Source organism: Streptomyces sp. NBC_00237 (assembly GCF_026342435.1).
GTDB lineage: Bacteria > Actinomycetota > Actinomycetes > Streptomycetales > Streptomycetaceae > Streptomyces.
Map to the genome: position 1 here is coordinate 1,061,151 of NZ_JAPEMT010000003.1, position 16,640 is coordinate 1,077,790.

The 16,640-nt window shown below is 70.5% G+C and carries 8 protein-coding genes; 2 read left to right on the forward strand and 6 right to left on the reverse strand.

Features of this window, described 5'->3' with window-relative positions:
• Positions 1–772 precede the first annotated feature (772 nt).
• The 6 genes from OG897_RS31420 to OG897_RS31445 form a co-directional block, all read right to left on the reverse strand.
• Positions 773–2,413 (reverse strand): hypothetical protein, encoded by a 1,641-nt coding sequence (locus tag OG897_RS31420; protein ID WP_266662114.1) that lies wholly within the window; start codon positions 2,411–2,413, stop codon positions 773–775.
• Positions 2,414–3,300: 887 nt separating this feature from the next.
• On the reverse strand, positions 3,301–4,023 hold the full coding sequence (locus OG897_RS31425) for a thioredoxin domain-containing protein (protein WP_266662116.1): 723 nt from the start codon (positions 4,021–4,023) through the stop codon (positions 3,301–3,303).
• The gene (locus tag OG897_RS31430; protein ID WP_266662118.1) at positions 4,020–4,391 is read right to left on the reverse strand and encodes a hypothetical protein; all 372 of its coding nucleotides are present in this window, start codon (positions 4,389–4,391) and stop codon (positions 4,020–4,022) included. The genes OG897_RS31425 and OG897_RS31430 overlap by 4 nt, the downstream gene beginning before the upstream one ends.
• Positions 4,392–4,450: 59 nt before the next feature.
• The gene (locus tag OG897_RS31435) at positions 4,451–4,582 is read right to left on the reverse strand and encodes a hypothetical protein (RefSeq protein WP_266662120.1); all 132 of its coding nucleotides are present in this window, start codon (positions 4,580–4,582) and stop codon (positions 4,451–4,453) included.
• 139 nt (positions 4,583–4,721) lie between these two features.
• The gene (locus tag OG897_RS31440) at positions 4,722–5,087 is read right to left on the reverse strand and encodes a hypothetical protein (RefSeq protein ID WP_266662122.1); all 366 of its coding nucleotides are present in this window, start codon (positions 5,085–5,087) and stop codon (positions 4,722–4,724) included.
• Positions 5,077–11,553: an RHS repeat domain-containing protein gene (locus OG897_RS31445; RefSeq protein WP_266662124.1), complete on the reverse strand. Its 6,477-nt coding sequence runs from the start codon at positions 11,551–11,553 to the stop codon at positions 5,077–5,079. Before OG897_RS31445 ends, OG897_RS31440 begins: the two co-directional genes overlap by 11 nt.
• 438 nt (positions 11,554–11,991) lie before the next feature.
• Here OG897_RS31445 and OG897_RS31450 point away from each other — a divergent pair, with 438 nt between their 5' ends.
• Together OG897_RS31450 and OG897_RS31455 are read left to right on the forward strand one after the other, a co-directional pair.
• On the forward strand, positions 11,992–15,540 hold the full coding sequence (locus OG897_RS31450) for an FG-GAP-like repeat-containing protein (RefSeq protein ID WP_266662126.1): 3,549 nt from the start codon (positions 11,992–11,994) through the stop codon (positions 15,538–15,540).
• A 469-nt stretch (positions 15,541–16,009) separates the two neighbouring features.
• Positions 16,010–16,624, forward strand: coding sequence for a hypothetical protein (locus tag OG897_RS31455; protein ID WP_266662128.1), 615 nt, complete (start codon positions 16,010–16,012; stop codon positions 16,622–16,624).
• The last annotated feature ends 16 nt before the right edge of the window (positions 16,625–16,640 follow it).

The following is a 16,640-nucleotide window of genomic DNA, read 5'->3' on the forward strand; positions in this document are numbered from 1 at the left end:
TGCCGGTGCCAGGGGTCTTCTCGTGTCGCGTCGGGGAGGTAGAAGCGTACGGTGCCGCCCCAGGCACTCAGCTTGGGCAGCTGCTCGGACAGGGCCCAGCTCGCTCTCTCGTCCGCGATGACGGCGACCTCCGCATACTTGCCGACCTGCGCGTAGAGGGCGTGCGGGTCGATCAGGGGGCGGTCGCCGTGCGGGCGCGCGGTGGAGATGAGGACCAGGGGCTGCAGCCGGGAGGCGTCGAAGACCCGCTCGGCGAACGTGGCGGCCCCGTCCGCGGTGATCGTCGTGATGGGGCTGGCCACGGTCGGCATCACGATCATGGGCTTGGCCATGACGCTCATTCCTGCGGCGCCGCGGGAGCGGGCACGCCTGTGACTCAAATCGCTTGCTGGCGTCGAGATCCCGGCGGTATTTGGCGTCTGTCTGTGAGTGCAAGCTCGGCGTCCCTGGGGCGCTGAACGGCTGAGCGCTGCCGCCCCATCCGAGAGGTGTCGCCGAGGGGATCCCCCCATGGCTGGTGTGAAGTCCACCCGCACCCTCACGGCGGTCCGCTCCCTGCGCTCCGGCCTGCGCCCGTACCGCTCGCGCGGTGTGCCGCCGAACTCGACGAGCGCGCCAGCCTCTTCCGGCCCGTCCGCATGCACCAGCGCAGGTACAGCGCGATGTGGCTCCGTACGCCGACAGGTGGTGGCCCGGCCGGGGACGGTGGGGCATGTGAAGAGCGGCTGGGCGGAGCTGCCGGTGGGCAGGGCGGCCCGTTGGAGGTGGGTGTTCAGGGTTGGTCGGGTGCCGTTTGGATGGTCAGGGTGAGGTCGAGGCGGGTGTTGTCCTGGGTGGTCAGGCGGAGGGTGTAGGTGCCTGCCTGGGTTCCGGTGTGGAGCGGCGGGAGAGTGAGGCGTCCGTCCGGTCCGGTCGGATCCAGGAGGAGGGACCGGGCAGGGGCGTTGTTCTTGCCGAGGAAGTAAGGGCTGTCTGTGCCAGCCTGCGCAATGCTGTTGCCGGGGGCCAGGAGGGTCGCTGTGATCCGGGCACCCGGGGCGGGGCGTGCGCGGAGAGTGGCCCGGAGCTGCAGCGGGTTGGGCAGCACGCTGTCGGTGTCGGCGGTGAGGGTGGGGGCGCCTAGGAGGGTGAGGGTGTCGGTGGCGCCGGGGCGGTCGGTGACGACACCGGCGAAGACGACGGTGGCCGGGCCGTTGCCGGGCAGGGAGGCGCGGATGGTGAAGCGGCCGGGGAGGGGGCCGGCGGTGAGGCGGGGGGCGGTGGCGGTTCCGTCGGGGGCCGTGGTCACGGTGGTTTCGGTGGCGCTGCCGGGGAAACGGGCTCCCGAGGCGGCGAGGAGGGTGAACAGTACGCGCGCAGCGGACGTCCGTACCCGCAGGCGGACGGTGAACTCCTCGCCGGCGTGCGCGGTGATCGTGGCAGCGCCGACGGGGACCAGCGTGTGCTGCTTGGGCACGGGATCCGGCATGGGTGCGGGTGCGGGTGTGGTGTCTGGCGTGGGCTTCGGCGCGGGAGCCGGGGCAGGCTTGCGCGACGGGGAAGGCGGGGTGACCGGGCGCGGGGTGCGGACTGCGGCCGGCACGCCAGGGTTCTGCCGCACGGGGGTGGTACCGCGTGCCACAACGGGCGCGGTGGCCGGCCCGTTGGGAACCTCGCTGACCTTCCCCTCGCGGTAGGTCTTCATCCACCCGAGCACGGTAGTGACGTATTCACGCGACCGGTTGTAGCTGAGCACGGCCGCATCCAGCCCGGCCTGGGTGCTCAGGTCCCGGTTTCCCGCACACAGATACAGGCCCGCGCCGAGCGCGGCGTCGTAGATGCTGTTGGGATCGCGCGCACCGTCCCCGTCCCCGTCCGCCCCCCACTGCTTCCAGGTCGAAGGAATGAACTGCAACGGACCGACAGCCCGGTCGAACACGCTGTCGCCGTCCCACCGGCCCTGCTCGGTGTCCCGGACCAGCGCGAACTCCTTACCGTCCAGGCGCGGCCCCCGGATGGGCTGTGCAGTGGTCCCGTCCTCCTTCAGCCCATAGCCCCCGGCATGCTGCGACTCCACCTTCCCGATACCCCCCAGGAGCTCCCAGGGCAGCTTGCACAACGGCTGTGCCTCACCGACCGCGGCAGCCGCCCTGCGGTAGGCGTCGAGGGCAGTGGCGGGTATCCCCGTCTGTCCGTCGGCCGCCGACGCGGCCGAAGGAGCGGTTCCCCGCTCGTGTCCCATGGGGGCGGTGGGCAGGTTCTTCATGCCGTCACCACGCGGCTGCGCCTGCGGGCTGTTCGTGCCGGGTACGGACTCTCCGGCTCCGGCGGTAGTGGTGCCCAGGACGCCACCGGCGCTGACGGTGGCGAGGAGGGTGGCGGTGCACAGGCTCTGGCGGGAGACGCGGAAGATCTGACGGCGGGGCAGCAGCATGGGAGTATCCGTGGATCGGTGAGGGGCGGGGGAGAGCAAAAGTGGCGAGGCGCAGTTGACGGTGTGACGGGCAGACGTCCCGCTGATGGGTGTGGTCCGCAACTGCATACTGCGGGCCCCGTCTTGGGAGGGCGGTCCTCCACAAGGAGCGGGCACGCATGCCTGCAACCGGTGACAGTCAGGACGTCAATGGCCGATGGCGCCGGAGCGTTCGATCCTGCCGGATCCGCGTGGTTGGGCCTGGGGGCCTGGAGGCGCCGGGGTCGATCTGGGGCGGTGACGGCTGCAGAGGACGCAGTGTGGTTGCGAGCGGAACGGAGCACCTGCCCTGTAGGGGATGAGGTAGGCGGGTGCCTTGCAGTGCTTCACAGGTGGAACTGTCCCTACGCGGTGACCGATTGGCGGGAACCCGGCTGCGCACAGGCCGCACGAAATGTTCGGAAGTGGAGCACCTGCACGTCAGGAGTCCAGACGGACAGATGTTATGTCCCTTTCGGGACCTTCGGAGACCAGGGAAGTGTTTCCGGCATGCGGGCGTGGCGAGAGAGGCGTGAACTCGCCGCAATGCGTGACGCAGAGTTGTCGGATCTTGAATGCGGGTGACCGTGCCGCACCCTGCCCTGCTTCGATGGTGAATTTTTGTTCCCTATGTCCGAATAGGTCCATCATGATTGCGGTCACGTAACAAGCTGCTTCCGTGGTCTTGAGAGTTGTCCGCCGAGTTGGTGCGTGCTACGGCAACGTGAACTGCTGACCTGCTGTCAGATCAGCCCGAATCCCCTCCTCGCGGCGGCGGTCCGGGGCCGGATCGCGAAGGACACTGCCCACACCCGGACCTGCCCCACCGCCCGTCGGGGGTGGGGCAGCCGCACGGTGAGCGCCGGGTGTCAGCCGATGCCCGCCGCCCGCAGCACCTTCGTGAAGGCGCTCGCGTCGGACACCGTCCGCTGGAGCAAGGGCTTGCCGTCGAGCACCACCGACGGGGCGCCCGGGACGCCCGAGGTGGTGTACGCCTTCTGCGCGTCGGCCACCCAGGCCGCGTGCGCGTGCGAACGGACCGCACGGTCGAAGGCCGCGCCGCGCAGGCCCGGGACCTGGTCGGCGACGGCCAGCAGGAAGTCGGGAGTGAAGCCGTCGACGGTCTCCTTCTTCGGCTGGGAGGCGAAGACGGCCGCGTGGTAGGCGGGGAAACGTCCGGCGTCCACCGACGCGCGCAGCGCGTTCACCGCGCGCGCCGATCCGCTGCCGCCGAGCGTGCGGTCGAGGAAGGAGGCGAGCACGTACTCGACCTTGACCTTTCCCGCCGCCGTCAGCCGGGCCAGCTCCGGGCCCGCCGTGGTCTCGAACGTCGCGCACGCGGGACAGCGCGGGTCCTCGTACACGCTCACGGTGTGCGGGGCCGACGCCCGGCCCACGAGGACCCGGGTGCCGTCCGGGGTGAGCTTCGCGGGCAGCGGGGCCGGCTGCGCTCCGGGGCGCGCGGTCGGCGCGACCACGGACACGGTGGGTGCGGGCTGCGCCTGCGGCTCACTGGAGCAGGCGGTCAGGACGCCCGCCAGCAGCAGCGCCGTCGCGGCGGCGAGGCGCCGCCTGCGGATGCGTACGGTCATGATCGGCGGGCCTTCCTGGTGGAGCGGGCGAGGAGCAGGGTGGTGACCGAAGTGTGGGCGGTGGAGCCGATCCACAGCAGCGGGAGCAGTGCGGTGGCCGTGTTGTCCCCGTCGTCGGGCGGCGCCATGAAGAGGACCGTGGTGGTCATCGCGTAGGCAAGGGCCGCGACGATGTCCCGGGCCCGGCGGCGGCGCAGGGCGAGGTAGGTGAAGGGCGCCCAGCTCAGTATTCCGAGGGAGAGGAGCGGGGCGAGCGTCCACAGCGCGGCCCACGTACGGGGCCGTGCCGGAACGGCGGTTTCGGCAGGTTGCACTATGGGTGCGTCCCAGGGCGCCGCGGCAGGGCGCGGCGCTGTGCGTTCGTTCATCGTTCTTTCTTCTTGGTCTGTCTGCTGGCGCGGCGTGTCACCCGGCGGGTGAGGCGCGGTCAGGGCCGGTCTGCCTGGACGAAGGCGAGGATCGCTTCGATGCCCTGGGGGAGTGCGTCCGCTGCGCCGGAGCGGGCCACAGGCCCGCCGTGGCGTGCCGACAGATCCGGCATTTCTTGGTTCGTTCTCATGCTGGTCAGCTCTCGGCGAGGGCCTTTTGGGCTTCTTCGTTCTTCTCGCTGCCGTGCCGCTGGCCGGCCGCCGACGGAGGCGGGAGCGGACCGCTCGGGTCCGCTCCCGCCCCGTGTCACCGGAGGTCCGGCCCCGGCCTCAGGAGGAGGCGTGGGCCTCGGCCAGCCGGTCGCCCTCGGGCGTACTGGCGACCCAGGGGCCGGCCAGCCTGGGGTCCCACCCCAGTTCCTCGCAGGCGTTCACGGTCCGCTCCAGGACCTCGGAGGCGGTGCCGTCCCAGGGTTCGTAACCCGAGTCGCCGATGTCTCCGACGGTCACCAGAGCGCGCTCAAGGAGTGTGCCGAGCAGGGCGCGGAAGACGGCGGGGGGCTGCCCCCCGTACTCCTCCACAGCCTCTTCGGCGTATCCGATCACCCGGTCGACGGGGATCCAGTCGTCCAGGCAGTCCGTCAGGATCTCCAGCAGGATGCGTTCCCGGTGCTCCGGGTTCAGGTCAGTCGCCATGCTTGATGTGTACCTTCAGATCCTTCTTGGAGCCTGGCTTGCTGATGTCGATGGTCTCGCCCTGCGACTTGGAGGTCTTGCGCCACTGCATGACGGTGCCGTCCTCCAGCTCGTACCTGTCGGGAATCTTCTCGCCGCGGGCCGGGAGGCGCTTGCCGCCCGCCGTCCACTTGTCGAACAGGCCCCGGAGGTCTTCGACCGAGCTCTGGGTCCTGACGTGGCCCTGATCACCCCTCGGGAGGCTTTTGAACTCGTCCTGCCAGCTTGAGCCGGATGAGCCGCCACCCCCGCTCATCTCGTCCTTGGTCTCGTTGAACGCCTGACCGATGTCGCTGCCGAGGCCGCTGATGCCGGCCCAGGCCACGACGCCGCCGGTGATGCCGACGGCCGCGCCGCCCGCGACGGCGGGCACACCGGCGACGGCGCCGCCACCGGTCGCGCTCAGCCCGATGCCGCCGGCGGCCATGCCGGCTCCGGACGTCATCATGCTCATGCCGCCCGCGACGGCCGCTGCCTCGCCGATGATGGCGGGCGCCCGGCGCGCGAGGTTGCCGGCGAAGGCCGTTGCCCACTTGACCTTGGCGATCTCCACCTTGACCTTGGCAACCACGTAGCGTTTGACCGCGCTGCCGGCCCGTTTGACGGCGGGCCACGCCTTGGTCTTCACCCACCGCTTGGTGGCCTGCCACGCTTTGCCGGTGGCCTTCTTGACGCTCCGGACGATCTTCTGGATCTTCTTCGGAACGTACTTGTGGTAGACCTGCTTGGCCTTCTTGACGACCGGGGCGACGATCTTCTTGGCGACCCAGTTCGTGGCCTTGTGGACGACCCTGGTGACCTTCTTCTTGGCCTTGTTGAAGAGGTCGGAGCCCCACCACAGACCCTCCGGGTCGGAGAGCGTGGCCGGTGCGTTGTTGGCGTACTGGTAGGCGTTGAGCTGCTGCGGACTGCTGCTGTCGAGCACCGGGTCGGCGGAGATGAACCGGCCGGTGTCCGGGTCGTAGGGCCGGGCGCCGAGCTGGGTCAGGCCGGTGGTGCGGTCCTGCGTGCCACCGACGAAGCCCCTGTTGCCCATCCAGGGCAGGGACGTCTTCTCGCGCTCGTTGCCGAACTCGTCCAGCGTGCGGCGGATGACCCCGAGGCCGTCCGCGTCGATCTGCGTGACGTTGGTGCCGTGGTGGTCTTCGAGCACGTACGACACCGGGGTGCTGCCGTCGTCCAGTGCGGTGCGGACGGCGACGACGTCACCGCTGTGCGCGTAGTAGCGGGTGCCGCGCAGCTTCTTGGCGACCGGGTCCCAGGTGAACTGCTCGTCGCCGAGGTCCAGGGTGATGCCCTGCGGCCCGCGCTGGACGAGCTGGGAGCCACCGGCGTCGTAGGTGTAGCTGCTGGTGTTTCCCTCCGTGTCGGCGGCGACCAGGTTGCCCTGGTCGTCCCAGGTCAGGGACTGGCCCTTGGGCAGCTCGGGACGGACGATCCGGGTGGTGTTGCCGGACTCGTCGTAGTCGAAGGCGGACTCGCCGGTCCGGCCGCCGGTCGCGGTGACCTTCTTCAGTGCGTGCGGCTGGGAGGTGCCCGGCGCGTTGTAGGTGTAGGTCTCCTTGACGTCCTTCGCGGTGTCGCCCGCGGTGTCGTGGGTGGTCCGGGAGGTCCGGTTGCCCGTCAGGTCGTAGGCGTACGAATGCCAGTACGGGGCGATCCCGCCGACGTCCGCGGTCTTGGGCGCCGCCTCGGGCGTGGCAGTGCAGGCGGCCTTGGCCGTCCACGCCTCCGTCGTACGACCGAGGTAGTCGTAGCGGAAGCACTGGTTGTCCTGCGCCAGAGGGTTGTTGTCGCGCTGGGAGTTGATGCCCAGCACGTTGCCCATCGGGTCGTAGCGGTAGGTCGTGTCCTCGGTGTTCATGCCGCCCGCGACCTCGCGGTCGACGGTCGAACGCTCCGCCCGGCGGTTGGCCTCGTCGTACTGCGTGGTGGTGCTCACCCGCCCGCCTGCGCTGCCCTGGACGAGCTGGGTGACCTCGCCGTAGGGCGAATAGCCGGTCTCCTGCACGTAGCGCAGTCCGCCGCCCGTGGTCGCGTACGGCAGCCCGTCCGCGGTGTAGGTGTGGGCGACCCGCTCGGCCTTCAGCCCGCCCTTGGCCTCGTACTGCTCCCAGGCCAGCTGACCGGTCGTGGTGTAGCCGTACTTGGTGGTGTAGGTGCCGGCGAGACCGGTCTCCTCGGCGGGGACGGTGGTGGTCGTCCCGGTCGGCGTGTAGTCGTCGTTGTATCCGAGGACCTCCTGGGTGTAGGCCCGGCCCTTCTCGAAGCGGGTGGACGACGTCTGCAGGCCCTTGGCCAGGGTGTCGTACGTCCATGACGCGATCTTGGTGCCGTCGGTGCCGCCCTGGTACTCGGCGGTCTTGCGCCCCGCGATGTCGTAGGTGTAAGAGACCTTCTTGCCGCGCGCGTCGGTGCTGGAGGCCAGCTGGCCCTCGTCGTCGTACGTCATCGTGGAGGTGCCGGTGTCCGGGTCCGTGGTCCGGACGAGGTTGCCCGCGATGTCGTACGCGTTCGACCAGGTGTTGCCCGCCGAGTCCGTGATCGTCGAGAGGTCGCCGCCCGGTGTGTAGGTGTACTTCGTGGCGTCGAAGGCACCGGTCGGGCCCGCGCCACGGTACTGACGGCGTTCGACCGCCCGGCCGCGGACGTCGTTCACCGTCGTGACGACCGTGCCGCCCGCGGGCGGCACGACGGTCGTGGTGGTGGCGGTGTACGCGGTGGTGGTGCGCTGCTTCTCGGTGCCCTTGGAGTACAGGACCGAGGCCGTCTGACGGCCCGCGCCGTCGTAGGTGAACCCGACGGCCCGGGGCATCTCGTTGTCGTTGGGCTTCAGCAGCGCGTTCGAGACCGGCTGGTCGTTCCAGTACGGACCGTTGTGCACGGTCATCTGGCCGCGCGAGTCGTAGACGGAGTCCTCGTTGACCCGGCCGCCGCCGGTGGCGTCGATCTGGCTCTGCCGTTCGCGCAGCAGCGCGTCGTAGAGAACCTTGGAGACCGCGTAGGTGCCGTCATCCCTGAGGTTCTCGGACGTCACCACGGAGGGCTTGTCCTGGGCCATCTCGTAGGTGTACTTGGTCGACGGGGTCGCGGTGTCCTTGGCGCGGCCCGGGGCCCACACCGCTTGGGTGCGGCCGAGCGCGTCGTAGGTCGCGTCGGTGCGCTTGCCGTTGGCGTCCACGGAGGACAGCGGCAGGTCGCGCGTGGGGTTGATCTCCAGCGTGGTGACGTGGCCCAGGACGTCGGTCTGGGTCGTCCTGACCGGGTTGGCGCCGGTTGCCGGGGCGTAGTCGGTCCTGCTGACGTTGCCGCCGCCGTCGGTCTGGGACAGCGGGCGGCCGTAGATGTCGTACGTCGTCTTGGTGGCCGTCTTGTAGACCGGCTTGCCGTCGGCGTACTCCTTGAGGCCCTTGACCTCGGTGACGTTGCCGAACTCGTCGTAGACGTTGACCGTGTCGGTCACGACGTGCCGGGGGCGCTCCGCCGTCGCGCCGCAGGCGACGGAGACGGTCTCGACCCGCTCGGGGTCGTCGAACCACCACTTCGCGGCGTTCTCGACGTACGTGGTGCGCGTGCACAGGTCGTCAGCGGTGGTGGACAGGTCGCCGGCGTCCTCGACCTGGACGGCCAGGCCCCGGTCGTTGTACGTGGTGGACTGACGGGTCCTGATCCAGGTGTCGCCCTCGCCCAGCGCCCGGCCCCGGGTCTCGGCGGTGGCCGTCATCCAGGAGGTGAGCGGGGGCAGCCCGGCGCGCGGGCGGGAGGCGGTGGGACCGCGCACCCACGGGTCGGAGGACGAGGCGCCGATCGGCTTGCCGTCCTCGCCGTCGTAGGTGAGCGACTCGCGGACGGTGCCGGCCAGCGCGTCGGCGTCGAGGACCTCGCGGCCCTCGGAGTCGGCGACCTTCACGGCACGGGTGCCGCCGGAGGCCGTGCGGTCCCCGTCCATGCCCCGGAAGTAGACGTTCTCCGCCAACGACCGCTTGACCTGTCCCTTGGTGCCGGTCAGGGTGCGGACCTTGCCGTAGCCGCGCCACTGGTTCCAGGTGCGGTGCTCCGGCTTGATCATCTCGTTCTCGTCGAAGCGCCACGCGGGAGCGCCGACGTAGTCGTACGACGTCTCCTTGGCCGGGGCACCGCCGGTGGTGTCGGTCTCGACGACCCGGGTGACGACGTACTTGTGGAACCAGTCCAGTGTCGGCTTCTCGGCGCCGTCCTTGGCCCAGTACACCGGGTAGCAGCGCTTGCCGTTGGCGGCGGCGTCGGGGAGCGTCGCGGGCGTGCACTCGGCGGCCGAGTACGTCGCCCCGATGATCCCGCCGGCCTCGGTCTTGATCGAGGCCACGCGCCAGCGGACCATCGGCGCCAGGCCCTCCAAGCCGTCGACGCGGTTGGCGCGCTGCTCACCGGTGAAGGTGACCGGGGGAAGGCTGACGGCGGCACCGTCCTTGCCGGTGCGGGTGACCGACTTCAGCCACAGCGGCGGCGGCATGCCGTCGCCGGTCTCCGGGAAGCCCTGGTCGAGCTTGTAGGTGTCGACGTCCTTGTAGGCGGAGCCGACGAGGACCCGGGTGGTGATGTCGGTGAGCCGCTTGCGGGTGAAGAACGCCGGCGACTTCTGGGTGGTGCACTGGGCGCCGTCCGCGCAGATCTGGTCGAACGGGACGTCCGGCCAGTTCTTGGCGGTGGTCTTGGTCAGCTTCGCCGGGTCGCAGTCCACGCCGGTGGCGGGCAGGCAGCGCTCGGCGGTGGTGAAGACGACCTCGGCGGGGGCGTTGGCGGTGAACTGCTGGTCGGACTTCTGCCCGTAGCGGATGGTGTTCAGGTAGCCGCCGCGGACGTAGGAGACGCCCGTGTTGCCGTTGTTCCTGCCGTAGTTGTTGCGCTCGGGGGTGTACCAGTAGGTGGAGGTGTTGCCCTGGGTGTCCACCACATAGTCGAGGTTCCAGCGCCACGCCTGCGTCTTGAAGGAGTTGGCGAAGGTGCCGGTGTAGCCCGGCTCGTCCTTGTGGTTGCCCGCGACCGGCACGGTCCAGGCGGAGTTGGTCTCCGGCTTGCCCGTGGACCAGCCCGGCAGGCGGTTCTGGCCGAAGACGTACTGCGTGCCGTCGGCCGTGGTGACCTTCCAGTACTCGCCGCCGTCCGCGCCGTTGGCGGCGCCGGTCAGGCGCTCGACCTTCTCGCCCGAGTCGTGGGTCGGCCGGTAGACGCCCGTCTTCTCGTCCTTGACGAGCTGTGAGGAGGAGCCGCCCAGCGACAGGGTGATGGTGTCGGGACCCCAGCACAGGTCACCGGTCTTGGCGGTGTTGTTGGCGCCGTTGCCCATGTCCTCGGAGCACGCCTTGTAGCTGCGCTCGACGAAGCCGGTGGAGAAGTCCCAGCCGTCGCCGACCCAGGACGCCTGGGTGTTGGCGGCCGACGTGCGGCCGTCCACCGACTGCGAGTTGTAGGACAGCGCGATGTCCGGCCCGTCCCCCGCCGGGGACTCGGGGGTCTCGATCGGATAGGAATACGTGAACGCGCCCGAGGCGCCTCCCTCGGACCACGCCTGGGACGCCGACAGGGACGACGCCGTGAAGCTGCCGCCGTCGCCCGCGGCCGAGGCGGCCATGGCGAGCATCCGGGGCGCGGCGAAGGCCAACGGCACGTCCGCGGTGACGGTGCGCGCCTTGGTGTCGTTCTTCACACCTGCAATCGGAACGGCCTTCGGAGTCGATTTCCCGTCGGTGTCATCCAGTTGAAACAGGGTCAGCCGGGAGGCCCAGTCGCCGCCGTATGCCTGGGCGAACGCGGAGTAGTCCAGCTCCACACGTACGGTGCCGGGTGCGCTTTTCGCGGCCGGGACGTCCGTCGGATCCGGGGTGTTCTTGGACTCCAGACGGACGAGGAGGCCGTTCACGCCGGCGCGCTGCGCGGCCTGCTGGTCCAGGACGGAGACGCCGACGGGATCGGTGTTCCCGGGGGTCGCGGCCGCCGTGGGGGACTGGGCGGGCGCGCGGCCCGTGGGGGCCGCGAGGGCCTCCGGGGACGGGGCTGGGGTGGCTCGGGCGGCGGCGTGCGCGGCGGCCGGGCCGCCCGTGAGGCGGCCGATCCTGACCGGCAGCGCGCCGGCCTTCTTCAGGCCCGCGTCACCCTCCGTGCCCTTGCGCGGTGCGGCGGCCAGCCGTCCCGCGGTGGCCGGGGCCGCGGCCGGGGCCAGCTCGACCTCGGCGGTGCCGGGGGTGGGCCAGGCGGCCTTGACCGGCTTGTAGTCCTTGCCCTTCATCGGGTCGGCGGCGCTCCCCCGGGTGGGGACCGCGGTGCCGGGGACCGACTTCTCCTTCTGGGTCTGGCGGATCTTGAAGTCGATCAGCGCGCGCTCGGCGGCTTCGGCCGGCCAGGTGCCGAGCAGGGTGGCGAGCAGGCCGAGCAGGACCGCTCCGGCCACGGTTCTCGTACCGGCGGGAGATGGGCGTCTCCGCACATTACGAGAACGCCCAAAACGGGCATTTATTTTGAAACGCATCTAAGAGGTTGCTTTCAGCGCTAAAGGCTTGAATGGGAGGTCGGGCTGGGTGAACCGGCCCGGACGCGCGCGCCGTTGGCGCACTGTCGGTCGACTCGCGCGGCGAGTCAGAGCAAATGGAAACACATGCAAATGTGTGTGTCATTCGTGTGTAAAGTGTGCGCGTTCTGCCCCTGCTTGAGAGGACCGTTTGTGCCTCGGCCTTCCGGTCATCGCATACGCACCACTGCGATGGCCACCCTGCTCGCGCTCGCCGCGCCCGCAACTGCCGCCCATGCCGCTGGACTTCGAACCCCTGAGGTTCAGTCCATAGAAATTGGAAATAGTCTCCAAAAGAAAAGTAAAATTTCCTCCTCTTTCTTGCCGACTGACACCGCCGCGAAGCCCGGTCCCGAGGACCAGGCACGCGCCGAGGCCCGCAGGACCGGCAAGCGGTCCCGCGTCGACGCGAAGACCACCGAGACCAGCGAACTGTTCGCCAACCCCTCGGGCTCGCTGACGCTGGAGGAGACCCTCGGTGCCCCCAAGCGCGTCAAGCGCGGCGACGACTGGGTTCCCGTCGACACTTCCCTGCGCCGCACCGGCACGGGCCGCTGGCAGCCCGCCGCCACCGCGATGGAGACGAGTTTCTCCGTCGGCGGCACCGAACCCGTGCTCACCATGCGGGGTACCGACGGCAGGGAACTCTCCTACACCTGGCCCACCGCGCTGCCCGCCCCCCGCGTCGAAGGCGCCGCCGCCACCTACCCCGACGTACTGCCGGGCGTCGACCTGCGGCTGACCGCCGCCCCGGCCGGTGTCGAGCAGGACCTCGTCATCAAGGACCGCGCGGCCGCCGCGAACCCCGCGCTCACCAACCTCAAGCTGGCCGTCCGCTCCGACGACGGACTCGCGCTGCGCGCCGACGCGACCGGCAACGTCACCGCGACCCCCGCCGCCCGCGCGACCGCCGAGCCCCCGCTCACCGCGCCCGCCCCCCTGCTGTCCGACTCCACCGGCGGCGGCCCCGGCCAGGACGACGCCCCCCAGGGGCCGGACCGCTCCCGCACCGCGCTCGGCGCCGCCGAGGTCGAGGGCAGCACCCTGGCCCTGTCCGTCGACACCGCCTTCCTGCGGGCCGCCGCCACCCAGTACCCGGTGCACATGAGCCAGCAGTGGGCGCAGGGCAACCGCGCCAACTGGACGCGCGTCTACAAGCGCTTCCCCACCACCACGTACTGGAACTCCACCGACCCGGCCCGCATCGGCTACGAGAACGAGACCGACGGCCTGTCCCGGTCGATGTTCACCATGGACGCCAAGAACCTCAAGGGCGTCACGGTCACCAAGGCCACCTTCCGTGCCTACGAGACCTGGTCCTGGTCCTGCCAGGCCCGGCCCGCCGAGCTGTGGCAGACCGGTGCCATCAGCTCCGGCACCCACTGGAACAACCAGCCCGCCTGGATGTCCAAGGTCGGCTCGGCCAACGTCGCCAAGGGCTGGGGCAGCGATTGTCCGGCCGGCGGCGTCGAGTTCGACGTCACCCCCCTGGTGCGCAGCGCCGCCCAGGGCGGCTGGAACGACATCACCCTGGGCCTGCGCGCCTCCAACGAGTCGGACACCTTCGCCTGGAAGAAGTTCAAGAACGACCCGGTGCTGGTCACCGAGTACGACCGGGCCCCCGACACCCCCACCGAGCCGGCCACCGACCCGGTGATCGCGTGCGGGCGCACCGAGCCCTTCCCCAAGATCGGCAAGGTCCTGGCCGAGAAGGGCGTCGCCCTCAAGGCGAAGGTCTCCGACCCGGACGGCGGTGACGTCACCGCGCGGTTCACCTTCAAGAAGCACGGCGGCGCGAACGTCGCCACGCCCGAGAACACAGTGAAGTCCGGGTCCGTCGCCCAGGCGCGCATCGGCACCGAACTGCTCAAGGACGGCGACACCTACGCCTGGAACGTGCAGGCGCGCGACCCCGAGGGCGTGACCTCCAACACCACCGCCGACTGCGTGTTCGGCGTCGACTTCACCCGCCCGGCGAGCCCGCCGCAGGTGTCCTCGGCGCAGTACCCGGAGAACGCCGCCGGCGCCGCGGCCCGCACCCCCGGCGTTTTTGCGTTCACCGCGAACGGGATCGCGGACGTGGAGTCCTTCCAGTACTCCCTGAACCACGACTTCACCACCGGCTCCAAGCCCGCCACCGTCAAGCCCGACAAGCCCGGCGGCACCGCGCAGGCGAAGCTCACCCCGTTCAAGTGGAGCACCAACACCCTGTACGTCCGCAGCGTCGACGGCGCGGGCAACCTCTCCGACACGTACAAGTACGTGTTCAAGGCGGCCGCCTCGCACGCCGACCCCGAGGGCGACATGAACGGCGACGGCTTCTCCGACGTCTTCACCGTCGGCACCGACGGCAGGCTCTCGCGCCACTCCAACGACGGCAAGGGCGGCTTCGCCACCCCCAAGACCTGGGGCTCGGGCTGGCTGGGCGGCAAGCTGAGCCACCGCGGCGACTGGACCGGCGACGGGTACGAGGACCTGCTGGCCCTGCTGCCGATCGACCCGAAGAACCTGCGCGTCTACCCCGGCGACGGCCTGGGCGAATTCCAGACCACCACCACGCTGCCCCGCCCCGCGGGTGCCCCGAGCCCCGACTGGTCGCAGGTGACCAGCTTCGTCTCGGCCGGTGACGTCACCTGGGACACCTTCCCCGACCTGCTCGCCGTCGAGGGCGACAGCCTCTACCTCTACCCGGGCACGGGCGACGGCAAGGTGGATAACCCCGTCAAGATCGGCGCGACCGGCTGGACCGGCACCGACCTGTTCGCCCCCGGTGACGCGGACGGCGATGGCGTCGCCGACCTGTGGCTGCGCACCCGCGACTCCGGCGAGCTGTTCCAGGTGCTCAACAGCGCCGACGACCCGGGCAACGCCCTGGGCGACCCCAGCCGCCGCGTCAAGATCGGCGAGGGCCTGACGGCCACCGGTTACCCGCAGCTCGGCGTAGACGGCGACCTGACCGGCGACGACCATGGCGACCTGTGGATCCAGACCGCGAACGGCCGCCCGGCCGTCATCGCGGGTCACAGCGACCCGTCGGCGGGCACGGTCTTCACCGGCCCCTACCCCAGGCCCAGCCTCGGCGACGCCGCGCAGTGGAAGGGCGTCAAGCTCTCCACGGGCGGCGACTTCGACGGCGACGGTCGCGCCGACCTGCTGACCGTGCGCACCGACGGCTCCATCAAGATCGCCGTCGGTACCGGCACCGGCTGGTTCGGCGGCGAGATCCCGACGCAGGCCCCCACCGCCCTGTGGGCCCAGCATGCGTCGGTCATCACGGCGGGCGACTTCACCGGCGACCGCAAGAGCGACCTGATCGTCCGCTGGAGCGACGGCGAGCTGAGCCTGTACCCGGGCAACGGATCCGGCGGGTTCCTCAAGGACATCATGCTGTCCGCGGCGGGTGCCACCTGGAAGAACGCCGTGTCGCTGGCCGCCGGCGACTTCACCGGCGACGGCAGGACGGACCTCGTCGCGGCCCGCCCGACCGGCGTGCTCGCCCTGTACCCGGGCAACGGCACCAACGGCATCGGCGCGGAGAAGCAGATCGCCGGCACCGGCTCGGTGTGGCAGCACAACACCCTGTTGACCGCCGGGGACTACAACAAGGACGGCAAGGCCGACCTCATCGCCCGCTGGGTCGACGGCGAGGTCAGCTTCCACCCGGGCAACGCCGCCGGCGGCCTCGGCGCCGACGTCACGCTCATCGCGGCCAACGCCGAGTGGAAGGACTCCATGGCGATCGTCGGCGGCGACTACACCGGCGACGGCAAGGCCGACCTGATCAGCCTCTGGAACTCCGGCCGACTGGCCCTCCAGAGCGGCAACGGCACAGGCGGTCTCGGCGCGACGGACAACCTGGTCGCTCCGTAACGCCCCCACCGCCCGTGCGCCCTTGTGACCGGAACGCCTTCCGGCCGCAGGGGCGCACTGCGTTGCCCCACACGGGGGTGGGACCTCGTGTGACGGGGGTTGTGATTCGGTGGCGGTTGGGTTGTTGTGGCCTGCTGTTCCTCTAACTGATCGTTTCAGAATGGGCTGGGCTGGGCTTCTTGCGCTTGGCGATGAACGTGGTGTGCAGCATCTGCCTGGCGGCGGTGTTCGGGGTGTCCATCCCCTCTCACTCCTGCCTGTGGGCTCCGGTGCGCACTTGTGCTGGCTCACGGCACCGGTGGTGCTTGCCACGGCCCGCTGGATCCAGCACCGCGCGCTCGTCCGGCAACCGACCGCCTCGACGGTGTCGGTCGGCGGGCACGGCTCTGCGGCGCTCGCAAGGCGCACCCTTCCGGTCCCACCAGGGACAATGGCGGGGAACGCACACTTCCTCGTCAGAAAGTCCGGCATGAACGACTCTGCCTTCAACCTTCGCGAATGGGGCGAGGAGATGGCACTGCTGGCCGTCGCATTCGCCAACGGCTTCGAGGAGGTGCATGCGTATGCGCCGGGCGAGCACCGCGTGGAGACCGTCACGGCGCAGGACGGCACCCGGGCCGTGGCGCTGCTCGCCGGGGAGGGCGTCACCGGCGCGCTCCTGGAGTACTACGCGACACTGGGCGCCGTCGAGCTGCCGGATCTGCACATCGGCATCTGGATCGCCGACGCCGAGCGGGTCGCCGAGGGCATCCTCGCCGGCGCCCTCATGCCGGTGACCGGAGCGGTCGACGACACGGTGACGGTGTTCGCCACCGACGGCGGCGGGAACCTGTACGCGGTCAGCCCCTCCACCGGATCCGTCTGCCACCTCATCGGCGGGGCCTGGGACGGCACCAGCCTCGACGTGAGCGAGACCGGCTACCGCGTCGTCGCCCCTGACCTGTGGGCCTTCCTCGACCAACTCCGCCAGGACCTCCGGCAGGCCCTCGCGGAACGGCCGGCTCTGAAGGCAAAGGTGACGTGCTGCGACAACAGCGAAAGCGATGTCGTCAGCGACGCCTGGTCACCGGAGTACCTCCGCTGAGAGCTCCGCCGGCCGC